Annotated in this window: 14 protein-coding genes, 1 pseudogene and 3 riboswitches; of the genes and pseudogenes, 8 read left to right on the top strand and 7 right to left on the bottom strand. The window is 70.3% G+C overall.

Annotated features, from left to right (window positions below; genetic code table 11):
- Positions 1-91: 91 nt before the first annotated feature.
- From ABZ826_RS37335 to rpmG, 6 genes are read right to left on the bottom strand one after another with little or no spacing between them, the layout of a single operon-like run.
- A complete protein-coding gene (locus ABZ826_RS37335; protein ID WP_361458761.1) occupies positions 92-1,264 on the bottom strand; it encodes a GTP-binding protein in 1,173 nt (390 codons plus the stop codon).
- Between the two features lie 6 nt (positions 1,265-1,270).
- Complete coding sequence (gene rpmF / locus ABZ826_RS37330; RefSeq protein ID WP_361458759.1) at positions 1,271-1,441, bottom strand: 50S ribosomal protein L32; 171 nt, start codon at positions 1,439-1,441, stop codon at positions 1,271-1,273.
- Between the two features lie 51 nt (positions 1,442-1,492).
- Positions 1,493-1,729, bottom strand: a complete 237-nt coding sequence (gene rpsR, locus ABZ826_RS37325) for a 30S ribosomal protein S18 (RefSeq protein WP_361458757.1) — start codon at positions 1,727-1,729, stop codon at positions 1,493-1,495.
- 31 nt (positions 1,730-1,760) lie between these two features.
- Positions 1,761-2,918, bottom strand: coding sequence for a GTP-binding protein (locus ABZ826_RS37320; protein WP_361458755.1), 1,158 nt, complete (start codon positions 2,916-2,918; stop codon positions 1,761-1,763).
- Positions 2,915-3,172, bottom strand: coding sequence for a type B 50S ribosomal protein L31 (locus tag ABZ826_RS37315; protein ID WP_361458753.1), 258 nt, complete (start codon positions 3,170-3,172; stop codon positions 2,915-2,917). Before ABZ826_RS37315 ends, ABZ826_RS37320 begins: the two co-directional genes overlap by 4 nt.
- Positions 3,173-3,221: 49 nt before the next feature.
- On the bottom strand, positions 3,222-3,386 hold the full coding sequence (rpmG, locus tag ABZ826_RS37310; RefSeq protein WP_361458751.1) for a 50S ribosomal protein L33: 165 nt from the start codon (positions 3,384-3,386) through the stop codon (positions 3,222-3,224).
- Between the two features lie 65 nt (positions 3,387-3,451).
- Here rpmG and rpmB point away from each other — a divergent pair, with 65 nt between their 5' ends.
- The 3 genes and pseudogenes from rpmB to ABZ826_RS37295 form a co-directional block, all read left to right on the top strand.
- Positions 3,452-3,688: a 50S ribosomal protein L28 gene (rpmB, locus tag ABZ826_RS37305; RefSeq protein ID WP_361458749.1), complete on the top strand. Its 237-nt coding sequence runs from the start codon at positions 3,452-3,454 to the stop codon at positions 3,686-3,688.
- The gene (locus ABZ826_RS37300; RefSeq protein ID WP_361458747.1) at positions 3,688-3,816 is read left to right on the top strand and encodes a hypothetical protein; all 129 of its coding nucleotides are present in this window, start codon (positions 3,688-3,690) and stop codon (positions 3,814-3,816) included. Before rpmB ends, ABZ826_RS37300 begins: the two co-directional genes overlap by 1 nt.
- A gap of 212 nt (positions 3,817-4,028) precedes the next feature.
- A riboswitch (cobalamin riboswitch) is annotated at positions 4,029-4,099 on the top strand.
- Positions 4,100-4,110: 11 nt separating this feature from the next.
- Positions 4,111-4,586 (top strand): annotated as a pseudogene (locus tag ABZ826_RS37295) (hypothetical protein); the annotation flags it as partial.
- A gap of 206 nt (positions 4,587-4,792) precedes the next feature.
- On the opposite strand, the gene ABZ826_RS37290 reads toward ABZ826_RS37295, so the two are convergent.
- The gene (locus tag ABZ826_RS37290; RefSeq protein ID WP_361458745.1) at positions 4,793-6,205 is read right to left on the bottom strand and encodes a hypothetical protein; all 1,413 of its coding nucleotides are present in this window, start codon (positions 6,203-6,205) and stop codon (positions 4,793-4,795) included.
- A gap of 123 nt (positions 6,206-6,328) precedes the next feature.
- Positions 6,329-6,405, bottom strand: a riboswitch (cobalamin riboswitch).
- 140 nt (positions 6,406-6,545) lie between these two features.
- Positions 6,546-6,615, top strand: a riboswitch (cobalamin riboswitch).
- A gap of 193 nt (positions 6,616-6,808) precedes the next feature.
- On the opposite strand from ABZ826_RS37290, the gene ABZ826_RS37285 reads away from it, so the two are divergent.
- The 5 genes from ABZ826_RS37285 to ABZ826_RS37265 are packed head-to-tail and all read left to right on the top strand — an operon-like array spanning position 6,809 to position 14,111.
- The gene (locus ABZ826_RS37285) at positions 6,809-9,523 is read left to right on the top strand and encodes a prenyltransferase/squalene oxidase repeat-containing protein (protein ID WP_361458763.1); all 2,715 of its coding nucleotides are present in this window, start codon (positions 6,809-6,811) and stop codon (positions 9,521-9,523) included.
- Positions 9,520-10,440 carry a hypothetical protein gene (locus ABZ826_RS37280; protein ID WP_361458743.1) on the top strand — a complete coding sequence of 307 codons (921 nt, stop codon included), beginning with the start codon at positions 9,520-9,522 and terminating at the stop codon, positions 10,438-10,440. Before ABZ826_RS37285 ends, ABZ826_RS37280 begins: the two co-directional genes overlap by 4 nt.
- Before the next feature lie 4 nt (positions 10,441-10,444).
- Entirely contained in the window at positions 10,445-11,629 is a 1,185-nt protein-coding gene (locus tag ABZ826_RS37275; protein WP_361458741.1) for an energy-coupling factor transporter transmembrane component T, read from the top strand.
- A complete protein-coding gene (locus ABZ826_RS37270) occupies positions 11,626-13,296 on the top strand; it encodes an ATP-binding cassette domain-containing protein (RefSeq protein WP_361458739.1) in 1,671 nt (556 codons plus the stop codon). Before ABZ826_RS37275 ends, ABZ826_RS37270 begins: the two co-directional genes overlap by 4 nt.
- The gene (locus tag ABZ826_RS37265; RefSeq protein ID WP_361458737.1) at positions 13,293-14,111 is read left to right on the top strand and encodes an ECF transporter S component; all 819 of its coding nucleotides are present in this window, start codon (positions 13,293-13,295) and stop codon (positions 14,109-14,111) included. The genes ABZ826_RS37270 and ABZ826_RS37265 overlap by 4 nt, the downstream gene beginning before the upstream one ends.
- Positions 14,112-14,447 lie beyond the last annotated feature (336 nt).

Below are 14,447 nucleotides of genomic sequence, written 5' to 3'. Positions count from 1 at the left end.
GGGGAGACCCCATCCGAGGACATCCCGGCGCCTTGGAATCGCACGCACCAGACCGCGTCCGCTGTCCGATCGAAGGCCGCCCGACAGGCTCTCAGACGGGCAGGGCCGTACCGCCCTGCTCATGCGCACAAGCGTCGTGGGCTTCCGGGACGGCCCAGCGTGGAAAGGGGTCGCCGCCGGTGTCGTCACCGTCCGGAAGGCAGCTCTCCAGGGCGGTGCGCAGGGCCGTCGCCTCCAGCTCCGTCCCGATGAACACCAGCTCCTGAGCGTGCTGTTCCGGCAGTTCCGCGTCGATGGTCCCGGCGGGCTCGAAGCGGGCGACGCTGCCCGCCTGGGACCACAGTCCCGTCACGCCGGCGCGTCCGGCCAGTGTGAAGAACCCCTTGCTGCGCAGCACGGTTCCGAACTCGCCGCCGTCGAGTCGCTCGGTGATCAGCTGCCAGAGCCGGCCCGGATGGAAAGGGCGGGTGGCACGGAACACGGTGGACGAGATTCCGTACTCCTCTGTCTCGGGGATGTGCTCACCGTTGAGTTCCTGTACCCACCCCGGGGCAAGCTGCGCTTTTTCGACGTCGAAGAGGCCGGGCCCGAGCACGTCGGAAGCGCGTACCTGCCCTCGGACGCTGTCCAGCCGACGGGCGTGCGGATTGAGCCGGCTGAGGATGCCGCGCAGACGTGTCGCGGATGCCTCGTCGACGAGGTCGAGCTTGTTCAGGACGATCACGTCGGCACATTCGACCTGGTCGATGAGTAGATCGCTGACGGTGCGCTCGTCGTCCTCGAAGGGGGCGAGGCCGCGCGCGGCGAGCTCGTCGCCGGTTCCCAGCTCGCCCAGGAAGTTGGCCGCGTCCACCACGGTGACCATGGTGTCGAGCCGGGTGAGGTCGTCGAGCGTCGCCCCGTCGTCGCGTGCGAAGGAGAAGGTGGCTGCCACCGGCATGGGTTCGGAGATGCCGCTCGACTCGATCAGGAGATAGTCGAAGCGTCCCTCCCTGGCGAGGCGCTCCACCCCTTCGAGGAGGTCTTCTCGGAGCGTGCAGCAGATGCAGCCGTTGGTCAACTCGACCAGCCGCTCCTCCGCTCGGGAGAGAGCGGCTTCACCCCCGCGCACCAGCGCGGCATCGATGTTGATCTCGCTCATGTCGTTGACGATCACGGCGACCCGCAGACCCTCACGGTTGGACAGCAGGTGGTTGAGCAGAGTGGTCTTACCCGCTCCCAGAAAGCCGGAGAGGGCGGTCACCGGCAGGCGGTCGTGCGGCATGCTGCGTCAGTCCTCCGGACGGAGGAGGCCGCGTTCGTACGCCTTCCTCAGATGCTGGGGCACCAGGTAGGTGCTCCCGTCGACGGTGGCGGGGACGAGCGCCGGGGTGCTCGCCCTCCACTGGGCGCGGCGGTGGCGGGTGTTGCTCCGGGACATCTTGCGCTTGGGGACGGCCATGGCGGTCCTTGTCGTCTGAGGGGAGGAGGCAGTCGGGGGGTGCCGTGGAGCTCAGCGGCTGGAGTAGGGGAGCAGGGCCATCTCCCGGGCGTTCTTGATGGCCGTGGCGATCTGGCGCTGCTGCTGCCGGCTGACCCGGGTGACGCGGCGGCTGCGGATCTTGCCTCGATCGGAGATGAACTTCCGCAGCAGGTCGGTGTCCTTGTAGTCGATGTACGTGATGCCGGCCGCGTCGATCGGGTTCGGCCGGCTCTTGCGCGCGAGCGCGGTCTTGGCGGGGCGGGGCATGACGGCTTCCTCGTTGGTGTGATGGGGCGGGTCAGGCGACGGGGTCGAGCAGTTCGTCGAAGCCGGTGGGCCGGGGCCGGGGCCAGGTGCCGGGTCCGGACGCCAGTTCGTCGTCGGTGAGCAGACAGGAGTCGAGCAGTGAGAGGAGCCCCGCCCGGTCGAGGCCGGGGGAGGTGAAGACGAGGTGCTGGCAGCGGTCGCCGTGCTCGGGGTGCCAGTCAAGGGCAGCCGCAGTGCGGCGTTCGGCCGGCATCATCTCCCAGGCCGCGTCCGGGAGCGCGGCCATCCACGGCCCGACGCTCTCCACGCACAGTGCGCCTCCGGCGGCGTCCCAGGCGAGCAGGCAGTCGGGCCGGTCCGCCAGCCAGAACCTCCCCCGGCTACGGGCCGCCGCGCAGCACAGATCCTCCAGTGCTTCGTAAAGGCGACCGGCGTGGAAGGGACGACGGCGCCGCCAGACGAGCGTGCTGACGCCCTGCTCGTCGCAGTCGTGGGGGAACCGTGCGCACGCCGGGTGCTGTGCGGTCGCCGCGGCGTCCACGTCGAAGCCGGCGACCGCTGTGACACCCAACTGGCCGGAAGCGATGCCAACCTGTTGTGCGGTGGGGTGCAACTGCCGCAGAAGTGCCAGGTCGTCGAGTCCGGTGGCGGCGCTGTCGGCCACGGCGAGGACGGGAGCGTACTCCAGCTGCCGTGCGAAGGTGTCGCCCACGGTGCGCTGGTCCGTGGTGGCCGCGGCGAGTCCGACTTCCGCGAGGTCGTCGCCGTTGGACAGGCAGGCCAGGACGAGGGCGGGATCCACGGCGGTCAGCACGTTGGTCAGCCGGAAGGCGCCGCCGCCGTGGGCGGCGATGACCTCGGCCATGCCGCGGGGTTCCACCGAGTCCCACAGCTCCACGACGGCCAGGCGGGTGAGGCCGCTGTCGGCCAGCCGTTCCAGTTCGGGAACGAGGTCCTCGCGCAGGGCGCAGCAGGCGCAGTCGTTGACCAGGGGCGTCTCGCCCCAGCCGGTCTCGCCCGTGGAGTCGCGGACGCTCCGGCGCACGGTGCCCGCCGGGCCGGCGGACAGGTCATGGTGCAGCGCGACGCTGTCGGACACCTCATGCAACAACCGTTCGACCGTGGCACGGCGGGCGTCGGCGTGGAGTCCGGCGACGATCACCACGGGCATCGGTCCGTCGAGAGTCACCGGCGGCCCCCGTCCGGTCCGTAGCGGCGCTCGAAACGCTCGACACGGCCGGCGGTGTCCAGCACGCGGGCGGTGCCGGTGTAGAAGGGATGGCCGGCCGACGAGATCTCGACGTCGACCACGGGATGGGTGTGGCCGTCCTCCCACTCGATGGTCTTGTCGCTGGTCATCGTGGACCGGGTGAGGATGGCGAAGTCACCGGCCTTGTCGCGGAAGACGACCGGGCGGTAGGCGGGGTGGATTCCAGGCTTCATGGGTGTGATCTCTCGATCGGGTGCCGACAGGCGGGCGGAGCCGATGCGGTCAGCGTTCCTCGCGGAACTCGACGTGGCGTCGGGCGATGGGGTCGAACTTGCGCAGGACCAGCCGGTCCGGGTCGTTCCGGCGGTTCTTGCGGGTCACGTACGTGTAGCCGGTTCCGGCGGTGGAGCGGAGCTTGATGATCGGGCGTACCTCGTTGCGGGCCATGACGGATAGCATACGACAATGATTTCCATTACCGATAACTCGGTGGGGAGAAAGACAGAACCCTCATGTCCGCCCACTGCCAGCTGACCGGCGCCCAGCCGGTCTTCGGCAAGAAGATCTCCCACTCGCACCGGCGCACCTCGCGCCGGTGCGACCCCGACATCCAGAACAAGCGCTACTGGCTGCCCGGCGAGGGGCGGCACGTCCGCCTGAGGCTGAGCGCGCGTGCCATCAAAACCGTGGACGCCATCGGCATCGAGGCCGCCGTCGCCCGGATCCGAGCCCGCGGGGAGCGTGTCTGATGGCGAAGAAGAGCAAGATCGCGAAGAACGACAAGAGGAGGCGGATCGCGGCCCGCTACGCGCAACGGCGCGCCGAACTCAAGGCCCATGCCGGCTACCTACCAGGGGTGGCGAAGTCCTCCTGGTGAACGACCCCTTGGGTGGGGGGCGACACTTCCGGCGAACCAGCTGCACCGGCCACCCTGCGGGGACGGACAGCGTTCGCGCACACCCGCCCACCACCCCACCTCCACAGCACCGCAGGCCCCTCAGCCGGCGGCGGACCGGAGCCCCTCAGCCCCGGTCGTACGAGTGGAACCCGCGACTGCCGAAACGGCAGCCGAACGCGTCTGTGCCTGACGGGAAGTCGGTGAGATTCCGACGCTGACCTGCAACCGTGTGCTGCCCGGCCGGGCCGCGAGCCGGAGAACCCGGTGCGTTACATGCACTGCTTCCCACTGCCATGGTCTGCAGCGCGAAGCCCGAGCCCCCGCCCTTCCGCGCCCGCCGTCGCCCAGGGACAGCAAGCGGCTGTCGCGAACGCCACTGTCAGGGTGACCCTGACCGCGAAGGGGCCGGGCGGTCGTCTCTTCAAAGGCAGGATCAAGGCAAAGGGGCACGATGTAACCACCGCCACCGGTGGTCCGGACAGATGCGACGGCACCCGAAGTGGCGCCTGGCCGACCGCTGTTCCCACACCGACGGCGGCCGTCGACGACGCGGCACGGAAGCGGAACTTCACCTGGGACGGTTCCTGGTGCGCCTCGTTTGACGACCGCTCGGTGGACACCATCAAGAACGTCGGCGGGGGAGGCGCCGCCTACTGGAACATCTCCGTCAACGGCGTCCGACACCCGTCGGAGGTTGCCAGTTCAAGCTGGACGACGGGGACAAGAACGCCCTCACCGTGACCGCTTTCCGGAACGGTCTCGCTGGGTGCGCCGTGCCCCCCGCCCCGCACTCCGCGCAGGACGTGCGCTGGCACCTCGGCGCCGGCGCACGACTCTCGGACAGTGGGTCGAAGTACGCGGGGCCATGCCGGCCGGCCCGCGAGCGCCGGGGGTGTTGGTGGGACGTCCCCGGCCACTCGGCGGCGATGAGGTCACTTCACCACACCGGAGGCTCTCAGGCGCCCCAGCGCAGTGCGATCGTGTCACCCGCGTTGATCACCTTGCCGCGGGTGGCGGCGGCGAAGGCGGAGCCGTCGACGCTGACCTTCCAGGTGTTCGATCCGCTGTTGGCTTTGCCGTTGACGGCGGTGATGGTGCCGGTGCCCGTTGCGGGGGTCACTCCGGTCGCGCAGCCGGACGGAGTCGCTGCACCGGTGGCGGCGTCCAGGACCGACCCGAGGGTGGTTGTGGGGCCCGTGGGTGTGAGGGCGACGGAGCAGACGTTCAGGTTCCCCGCGCCGTCGTCCACGGTCAGGGCGAGCTCGGTGGCTGTGCCCGAGGTGAAGGCTCCCTGGGCGACCCACTGCGTGGCTCCGCTGGTTGTCGGCACCGGGGGAGCGGAGGTGAAGCCGCCGCCGGCGACCGCACGCAGGCCGTCGATCGACGCGTACGCGGAGGGGGCGGTGTCGCCGGGCAGGTACCTGAAGCCGCCGCCGGGGTTGAACTGCTGGGCGATGAGGAAGTCGACCGGGGTCTTGCCCGCGGGGGTGAGGAAGTCACCGGTCTGCGGGTTGATGCCGCAGGCGTTGAGGCCGGAGACGGCCCAGCCGTTGGAGTCGGTGTTGACACCGAACATGGCGTTGAAGGCGCCGCTGCCGGGCACCAGCTTGCTCTTGAGGAATGCCTTGGCCTGGGTGATGTCCGTGTCGGTGTTCGGCACGCCGGAGACGCACAGCGCGGCCATCGCGGCGCCGGTCATGTCGATGTCGCTCGTGGCGGCGAGCTGAGTCGGATTGCCTTCGGCCTTGCTGTAGTTCCAGCCGCCGTCGTTGTGCTGGTTGGCTCGGATGCGTGTGATCAGGGAGTTGCGCAGGGTCTGGGGTGTGCGCTGGGCCCCCGCCTGCGTCTTGGCGCCGCCGAGGGCGAGGGCGGCGAACACGGTGCCGTTGAAGTTGGCCGACGGGCCGAAGTAGCCCGGCTCGGAGGTCTGCCAGTAGCTGTAGATGTCGCCGATCAGGTTGCGGGAGGCGGAGACGCGGGAGGGGTCGATACCGGCCGCGTAGGCGTTGAGCGCCGCACGCTCGTAGTCCGTGACGACAGGTGTCGTCGAGGGCCAACCCGCCGAGGAGAGAAAAGTGCGGTACACGGATCTCGCGTTCTTCGTCGCATCGCCGCCGGGTGTGACATCCACGACAGCGGTGCCTGCAGCGGCGAGCGCGCTGAACGCCCATTCGTTGGACAGCCCGGCTCCCGCGTAGGAACCGTCAGCAGCCTGAAGGGACTTGAGGTACGTGACTCCGTTGGCCTTCGAGGTCGCTATCTGCGCGGGCGTGGCAGTGGCGGCGGCAGGGAGCACGCTGAGGCAGAAGGCCCCGATGGCGGCGGTCGCGGTGAGAACGAGATGGCGTGGGGCGATGTGGCGTGACATGGCCTGCTCCTGGGATGAGGGGCGCGCAGACCGGGCCCGATTCCCTCACCGAGTGGGAGGTCAGGGGGGGCCAGGGCCGTCGCCCGAACGCGTGGACCGGCTTCCTGTGGTGCATCGCCGTATGGGCATTCGGGCTCGGAACAGCCCCTGGCCGTTCCATTACCGCTGCGCGTCAGCCCCGGAATCCCACCGGGTTCCCCCATCTGGCAGCCCCGGACGCTACCCCAGCGGAGTGGCTCCCGCCAGACGCCCCTACGGAACACTCCCCTCCGCCTGAGGGGCACCTTGACGGCTCGTGGACCCGCGTGCTGCAATCCGGCTGATACGCACTGAGTTCCAGGGGAAGCCGGTCTGAGTCCGGCGCTGACCCGCAACCGTAGGCCCGGTTCCGCCGGGCGAGCCGGAATGCCTGGGGCGAGATCTTCAGCGAGAAACGCCGTCGCGGACTACGGCGTGGTCGACCGGCCCAGCCCCGCGGTATGCCGCGTGCGGTGACGGCTCCTCAGCCACGTGCCCGTCCCTTCGGACACAGAAGGAGGGGCCGTGGTGGAGACCGCACAGCGAAGAAACCGGCAGGCAGGGACGAAGGCGCTGTTGTCCCTGATGTCCGTGGCATTCCTGCTGCTTGCCATGCCCATGATGCTCATCGCAGGCACTCCTGCTCAGGCCGACCCGCTCGACGACTGCACGCCCACCAAGGGTGCGATCGTCGCTGTCGACTTCGGACCGTTCGGGGGCGGCGTCGAGCGTGGCTGCGACTCCACACCCACGACCGGGTACGAGCTCCTCCACGAGGCGGGCTTCACCACCGAGGGCACCCAGCACGACGGACCGGCCTTCATCTGCCGGATCGGTCTCGGCCCGGGCACGAAGTACCCGACCACGGACGACGAGTCGTGCGTCCTCACCCCGCCTGCCACCGCCTACTGGTCCTACTGGCTCGCCTCGCCCGGCCAGGACAAGTGGACATACAGCCGGTACGGCGCCATGGACCGTAAGCCCAAGGACGGCGATGTCGATGCCTGGGTGTACGGCGGTACGGACATCGGCGGCACCACGGGCAAGCCGACGTTCACTCCGGACGAGGTGCGCGCCGGCGGTGGGACCGAGAGTCCCGATCCCGGTGGCACACCGACGGTTCCGGCGGGCGAGATCGACGTGCCGGCCGCAGTGGCCTGGGTCGAGGGCGCGCTCACGGACGGGGAACGTGTCGTCGACGACGGCGCCGACACGCCCAATTACCTGCTGACCACGGAGGCCGCCTACGCGCTGGCCGCCGCGGACGGTGACAGTGCGACGCTCGACAAGGTCACCGCCTTCCTCGCCGCCCACATCGACGAGTACGCCTATGCGTCGGGCGAAGGCGAGGCCCCCGACGCGACGTCCGCCGCCCGCCTCGCCCTTCTGGCAGAGGCCACGGAGGCCGACCCGCACCATTTCGGCGGCCACGACCTCATCGCCGACCTCGTCGACAACATCTGCACCGCCGGCCCCGACTCGGGCAGCCCCACGCCCGGCTGCACCGCCGAGGGTGATTTCCGCAATGCCACCCACGCAGACGGCCAGGCATTCGCCCTGCTGGCTCTGATCCGCGCCGGCGCCGAACCCCCGGCCGCGAGCGTCGAACGGCTCACCCAACTGCAGTGCGACGACGGCGGGGTCACCAGCATCCTGATCCGGCCCGGCGAGTACTGCGACGGCGACCCCGCCACCACCGGCCTCGTGGCCCTGGCCCTGCAGCAGGCGGGCGGCCAGGACGCCGCCGTCACCAAGGCCCGGACCTATCTGAAGAAGGCGCAGCGCGAGGACGGCGCGTTCCCCGGCTACACCGGTGCCACGGCCGGCAGCAACTACGCCACCGCCTACGCGGCACAGGCGCTCCGCGCCCTCGATGACACCGTGCAGGCCGACGCGGCCGTCTCCTGGCTCTCCCGTCAGCAACTGGACGTTGGCGGTTTCGGGTTCGAGGAGGGCGCTACGGACGCCGCCCTCTACCCGACATCACCCGCCGTGCTGGCCGGGGCCGGTTCCGACCTCTTCCGTCTGACGACGAAGGAGCCCGAGCCGACCGACCCGCCGACCACCGCCCCCCCGACCACCGAGCCGCCCACCAGCGACCCGACGCTTCCGGCGGGCGAAGGCCCGGACCTCAAGAAGGGCGTCGCGTACCTCACCAGCGGGTCGAACCTCAAACAGGGCCAGTACTACGTCTCCGGCGCCGGATCACCCCGTGCAGACTTCGGTCTCACCATCGACGGCGCCTACGCACTCGCGGCCACCGGCCTGAACAACGACAAGCTGCGCGGCATCGTCGACTTCCTCGACAAGGGCGGCAAGGACGGCGACGGCCGGACCCTCCAGGACTGGACCCTCACCGGAACGAAGTACGCCCTCGGGGGGGCCATCGGCAAGTCAGCTCTGCTGGCCGAGATGGTCGGCCGCGATCCCCGCTCCTTCGGCGGCCAGGACCTCATTGCCGCGCTGGACAAGGCGGTATGCACCGGGCCGAGCAAGGCTCCGGACCGCAGCTGCGCCGCCAAGGGTGCCTACACCAACGCCCCTTCCGTGTTCTCCCAGTCCCTGGCGGTCATGGCCCAGCTCCGGGCCGGTGAGAAGGAAGCGGCGCAGGATCCGATCGCCTACCTCGAAAGTCTTCAGCACGACACCGGTGCCTGGCCCAGCCTGATCCCCGCCACAGGTGACTCGGAGGTCGACTCCACCGCCATGGCAGCCATGGCGCTCGACCTGGCGGGGGGCGCGAAGGCGGACAAGGCCGTCGGCAAGGCTCTGAAGTGGCTTGCGGGCAAGCAGTTGGCCAACGGGGGATTCCCCGGTGCGGCCGGCAACTCCGTCAACTCGGCAGCCCTGGCCATCCAGGGTCTCTCGCTGGACTCGAAGGAGTACGGCCCCGAGATCGCCAAGGCGCGTAAGTTCCTGGCTTCACAGCAGAATACCGACGGCGGCTTCAAGGTCGCCGAGCAGGGGCAGCGCGGATCCGATCTGCGCGCCTCGACCCAGGCCATGAGCGGGACGACCGGAATCTCGTTCGGCACGCTGAAGCGCAGCCTCAGCGGCACGAGCGCCCAGCCCACACCCACCCCCGGTTCTTCCGCCCCGGTGATCGTCACTCCCGGCGACAGCACCGGCGGCACGGGCGGCATCGTCGACACCGACGCGAGCGGTTCCGGTGGAGGCGCGCTCGCCTCGACCGGCGTGCAGATCGGCGCTCTCGTCACGTTCGCTGCTCTGCTTGTCGGCGCCGGCTGGCGCACGGTCGTCGTCGCTCGCCGCCGGGCCGCCGCAGGGGGACACATATGAGTACGACCATGTGGCGCAGAGCCGCACAGGCCGTGACCGCCCTCCTGATGTCGGCTGCCGCCCTGACCGCCACCGCTTCGTCGGCTGCGGCCGATCCGCGGCCGATGGGCCGGTGCACCACCACGTCCGGAGTCGTTCTCGCGGTCGACTTCAGCCACTGGGGCGGCCCGGTCTACCGCTCCTGCGGCACCACACCCACCACCGGCTACGAGCTCCTCAACCAGGGCGGCTGGCGCACCACCGGCACCGGTCACGACGGTCCCGCCTTCATCTGCCGGATCGGCTACAGCGGCCAACAGAGCGGCAAGCAGTACCCGACGCCCCAGCAGGACGACTGCGTACTGACGCCCCCGGCGTCCGCCTACTGGTCGTACTGGCATGCCGACCCGGGCGCGGACACCTGGGAGTACAGCCAGCTCGGCGCCATGCTCTACAAGCCGAAACCCGGCAGCGTCGATCTGTGGATCTTCGGTGGCACCGACATCGGCGGCACCAAAGGCCGCCCCCAGCTCAAGCCCGACCAACTGCGAGCCCACAACTCGAAGGCGACAGGGAACGGCGGGAAGCCCGCGTCGACCGAACGAGCGCCGGCACTTCCGCCGAGGACGGACACCGGCCCGACCCCGGAGACCGCCAAGCCGACGACTTCGAAGTCCCGTTCCCCCTCGGCAAAGCCGACCCGCACCACGTCGCCCAGCCCATCGAAGTCCACGTCACCGAGCCCGAGCGAGAGTCCCAGCGACGTGTCGAAGGAGCACACGGAGGCCGCTCAGCCCCCGGTGATCGAGGCTGCACCGGCCGCCGACGCCGAGCATGACGCCGGTTCCCTCCTGCCCGTGGCGATCGGAGGCTCGCTGATCGTTCTCATCGGCGGGGCCGCCGTGTTCGCCGCCAAACGCCGACGATGCACGGAGTAGCCGCGTGTCGCGCACCCTCACCACAGCGACGACGCCGGTGCCCGGTCGCACGCCGGACACCGGCGGTCGGCGTCTGCCCAGAACACTCCATCCGGTCGCCTGGTGGCTCTGGGCCCTCGCCCTTGCCACCGCCGTCAGCCGTACCAACAACCCGCTGCTGCTGTTTCTCGTGCTCGCAGTGCTCGGCTTCGTCGTCACCGCGCGTCGCACCGAGGCCCCTTGGGCCCGCGGCTTCAAGTACTACCTGTACCTGGCGCTCACCGTCGTCGCGATCCGCGTCCTCTTCCGGGCCGTCTTCGCCACCGGGATCACCCCCCACGACCACTTCCTCTTCTCGCTCCCGCACATCCGCACCCCGGACTGGTACGCCGGCATCCGACTCGGGGGCCCCGTCTCCCTGGAGGCACTCCTCTCGGCCGCCACTGACGGACTCCGTCTGGCCTGCATGCTGTGCTGCATCGGCGCCGCCAACACCCTCGCCAACCCCAAACGCGCACTCCGCGTCCTGCCCGGCGCCCTCCACGAACTCGGTGTCGCCGTCACCGTCGCCATCAGCGTCGCCCCCCAACTCGTGCAGAGCGTGCAGCGCGTGGCCCGCGCGCGTCACCTGCGGGCAGGACAGAGCAAGGGGCTCAAGGCACTACGCGGGATCGTCGTGCCCGTCCTGGAGGACGCACTCGAACGCAGCCTGCGCCTGGCCGCGGCCATGGACTCGCGTGGCTACGGCCGCGCCGGCACAGCCACCCACAGGTCTCGCCGCGCCACCGGGGCGCTCATGCTCCTCGGCATGTGCGGCCTGTGCGCCGGAGCCTACGGACTCCTCGACGCCACCGCCCCCACCGTCCTCGGCCTGCCCGCCATGACCGCCGGAGCCGTGCTGTGCGTGGCCGGGCTGCGCCTGGGCGGGCGCCGGGTCACCCGCACCACCTACCGGCCCGATCCCTGGCACCCGCCCGAGTGGGCCGTCGCCGGAGCGGGAGTACTCTCCGCGGTCCTTCTCTTCACCAACGTCGGCTTCGACGCCGCCGAGCTCAACCCCTCCATCTATCCGCTCACCTGGCCCACTCTGCCGCTGGTGCCGACCTTCGCGATCCTGCTCGCCGGAACCGCCGGGTTCCTCGCCCCGCCCCCCGCCCCGACCCGTCCGGCCCTGCCGAAGCCGCGCACCGAGAAAGCCGGACCCACGTGATCACCTTCGAACAGGCCACCGTCCACTACGACGACATGGACGAACCCGCCCTGCGCGAGGTGGACCTCACCGTCGAGGAGGGCGAACTCTGCCTCGTCGTCGGTCACACCGGCGTCGGCAAGTCCACCCTGCTGGGTGCTGTCAACGGTCTCGTGCCCCACTTCACCGGCGGCACCCTCTACGGACGCGTCACCGTCGACGGCCGCGACACCGCTCACCACCCGCCCCGGGAACTCGCGGACGTGGTCGGGGTGGTCGGCCAGGATCCGCTCGACGGCTTCGTCACCGACACGGTCGAAGAGGAACTCGCCTACGCGATGGAGCAGTTGGCCATCGCACCCGCGGTCATGCGCAAGCGCGTCGAGGAGACCCTCGACCTGCTGGGCCTCGCCGAGCTGCGCCACCGCGCCCTGCACGAGCTCTCCGGCGGTCAGCAGCAGCGCGTCGCCATCGGCTCCGTTCTCACCGCCCATCCCCGCGTCCTCGTCCTCGACGAACCCACCTCAGCCCTCGACCCGGCCGCCGCCGACGAGGTGCTCGCAGCAGTCACCCGCCTCGTCCACGACCTCGGCGTAACCGTACTCATGGCCGAGCACCGACTGGAGCGAGTCGTCCAGTACGCCGACCGCGTGGTCCACCTGCCAGGCAGCGGACGCGTCGTCCACGGCGCCCCCGCCGACATCCTCCGCACGTCCTCCATCGCCCCGCCGATCGTGGACCTGGCCCGCACGGCCGACTGGCACCCGCTGCCCCTGTCCGTCCGCGACGCCCGCCGCGCCGCCACCCCACTGCGCGCCCGGCTGGCCGATGCCAGGCCGGTACCGGTACGTCCAGCCCCGGTGGCCGGCCGCCCCACGCTGCTGACTGCCCACGGCATCACGGTCAGCTACCACCGCGTTCCCGCGGTCCGTGAGATCGACCTCGAACTGCGCGGCGGCGAGATCACCGCGCTCATGGGACGCAACGGCTCCGGCAAGTCCTCGCTGCTCTGGGCACTCCAGGGCTCCGGCCCGCGCACCGCAGGGAGTGTGCACACCACCGACCCGCGGACCGGGAAGCCGGGAGACCCGCACACCATGGCGGCCGTCGACGCGCGCCGCGCCGTCGGGCTGGTCCCCCAGACGCCCGCCGACCTCCTCTATCTCGAAAGCGTCAAACAGGAGCTGGACCAGGCCGACAGCGAGTCCGCCGTGGAGACCGGGGCCGACAGCGCCCGCACGATCCTCGACCGCCTCGCTCCGGGCATCGGTGACGCCACCCACCCCCGGGACCTGTCCGAGGGACAGAAACTGGCCCTCGTCCTGGCCGTCCAGCTGACCGCCACACCTCAGGTCCTGCTCCTGGACGAACCGACACGCGGGCTCGACTACCGAGCCAAGTCGGAACTCACCCGGATCGTGGCCGAACTCGCCGAGGAGGGCCGTGCCGTCGTCATCTCCACCCACGATGTCGAATTCGTCGCACGTACCGCCGATCGCGTCGTCGTCATGGCCGAAGGCGACATCGTCGCCGACGGCCCTACCGCCGAAGTCATCGTCGCCTCCCCGGTGTTCGCACCCCAGACTGCCAAAATCCTCGCCCCGCTGCCCTTCCTCACCGTCGACCAGGTGACCGCGGCGCTCGACGTGACCACTGACGCGACCCCGGACGGCGAGGCCGGCACATGACCACCACGACGGCCATCCGGCTCACCCCGCGCGTCTCCCTCGTCATCGCCCTGGCGGCCTTCCTCGGCATCGTGGCGTTCTTCTGGCCCTTCGTCGTCGCCCCGGGAAAGTTCGGCTCGAACTACGCCCCGCCCCTCATCTTCGGCGTCCTGCTCGTCCTCGTACTCTGCGTGGTCCTCTCCGAGATAGCCGAAGGCGGGATCAGCTCCAAGGCGCTGGCGATGCTCGGCGTCCTGTCCGCCGTCAACGCAGCCCTGCGCCCACTGGGCGCCGGGACCGCGGGCATTGAGACCGTCTTCTTCGTTCTCGTGCTCGCCGGACGCGTCTACGGCCCCGGATTCGGGTTCACCCTCGGCTGCACCTCCCTCTTCGCTTCCGCCCTGATAACGGGCGGGGTCGGCCCCTGGATGCCGTACCAGATGTTCGGCTGCGCGTTCGTAGGGATGCTGGCCGGGTTCCTGCCCCGCGCGACCGGCCGCCGCGAGGTCCTCATGCTGGCCGCCTACGGATCGGTCTCCGGGTACCTCTTCGGCTTCCTCCTCAACCTCTCCTTCTGGCCGTTCTCACTCGACCCGAACAGCTCCATCGCCTACCTCCCCGGCCTGCCGTTCACCGAGCAGTGGCACCGCTACCTCGCCTTCGACCTCGCCACATCCCTCGGCTGGGACACCGGCCGGGCAGTCACCAACTTCGTCTGCATCGTCCTGGCCGGCCCCGCGGTACTGACGACGTTCCGCCGCGCCGCCCGCCGCGCACGCTTCCGCGCCCCGGTCCGCTTCACACCGCCCGGCCCCACGGCGCACGACCGGGACTGAGCCGGGACGTCAGCCGCAGCCACAAGCTGATCGCGACGAGGGTCGCAACACGCCCGCCTCGGGTCTGCCTCAAGGCACCTGTCGAGCGGCGCACACGGACTGCATTCGTGACGCTCGTTTGACGCTCCGGTCATTCTCGAGCCGTCGTGAATGCTCGCAAAGTGTGCCTGACCTGCACGTCCTCCCGCTCCCACCAGCTGTCACATGGTTTCGATGACCTCGCATGTGGAGTGCGTGGCGATTCTAGTGCCCCTCCCGGCAAGCTTTGCCCCGTCGCGCCGCCCAGCGCGCACGCTCGCCGCGTTGGCCAAAAGCCCTGGTAGCTCCGCTACAAGG

The organism is Streptomyces sp. NPDC047515, assembly GCF_040643055.1.
GTDB lineage: Bacteria > Actinomycetota > Actinomycetes > Streptomycetales > Streptomycetaceae > Streptomyces.
Note: the sequence above shows the minus strand (reverse complement) of the source record. Positions and strands in the feature narration are given on the sequence as shown.

Bases quoted from the DNA above. Each gene is read 5' to 3' on its own strand.
- ABZ826_RS37335 (WP_361458761.1), bottom strand. From the start codon at position 1,264: ATGCCGCACGACCGCCTGCCGGTGACCGCCCTCTCCGGCTTTCTGGGA.
- rpmF (WP_361458759.1), bottom strand. From the start codon at position 1,441: ATGGCCGTCCCCAAGCGCAAGATGTCCCGGAGCAACACCCGCCACCGC.
- rpsR (WP_361458757.1), bottom strand. From the start codon at position 1,729: ATGCCCCGCCCCGCCAAGACCGCGCTCGCGCGCAAGAGCCGGCCGAAC.
- ABZ826_RS37315 (WP_361458753.1), bottom strand. From the start codon at position 3,172: ATGAAGCCTGGAATCCACCCCGCCTACCGCCCGGTCGTCTTCCGCGAC.
- rpmG (WP_361458751.1), bottom strand. From the start codon at position 3,386: ATGGCCCGCAACGAGGTACGCCCGATCATCAAGCTCCGCTCCACCGCC.
- rpmB (WP_361458749.1), top strand. From the start codon at position 3,452: ATGTCCGCCCACTGCCAGCTGACCGGCGCCCAGCCGGTCTTCGGCAAG.
- ABZ826_RS37300 (WP_361458747.1), top strand. From the start codon at position 3,688: ATGGCGAAGAAGAGCAAGATCGCGAAGAACGACAAGAGGAGGCGGATC.
- ABZ826_RS37290 (WP_361458745.1), bottom strand. From the start codon at position 6,205: ATGTCACGCCACATCGCCCCACGCCATCTCGTTCTCACCGCGACCGCC.
- ABZ826_RS37285 (WP_361458763.1), top strand. From the start codon at position 6,809: ATGTCCGTGGCATTCCTGCTGCTTGCCATGCCCATGATGCTCATCGCA.
- ABZ826_RS37280 (WP_361458743.1), top strand. From the start codon at position 9,520: ATGAGTACGACCATGTGGCGCAGAGCCGCACAGGCCGTGACCGCCCTC.
- ABZ826_RS37265 (WP_361458737.1), top strand. From the start codon at position 13,293: ATGACCACCACGACGGCCATCCGGCTCACCCCGCGCGTCTCCCTCGTC.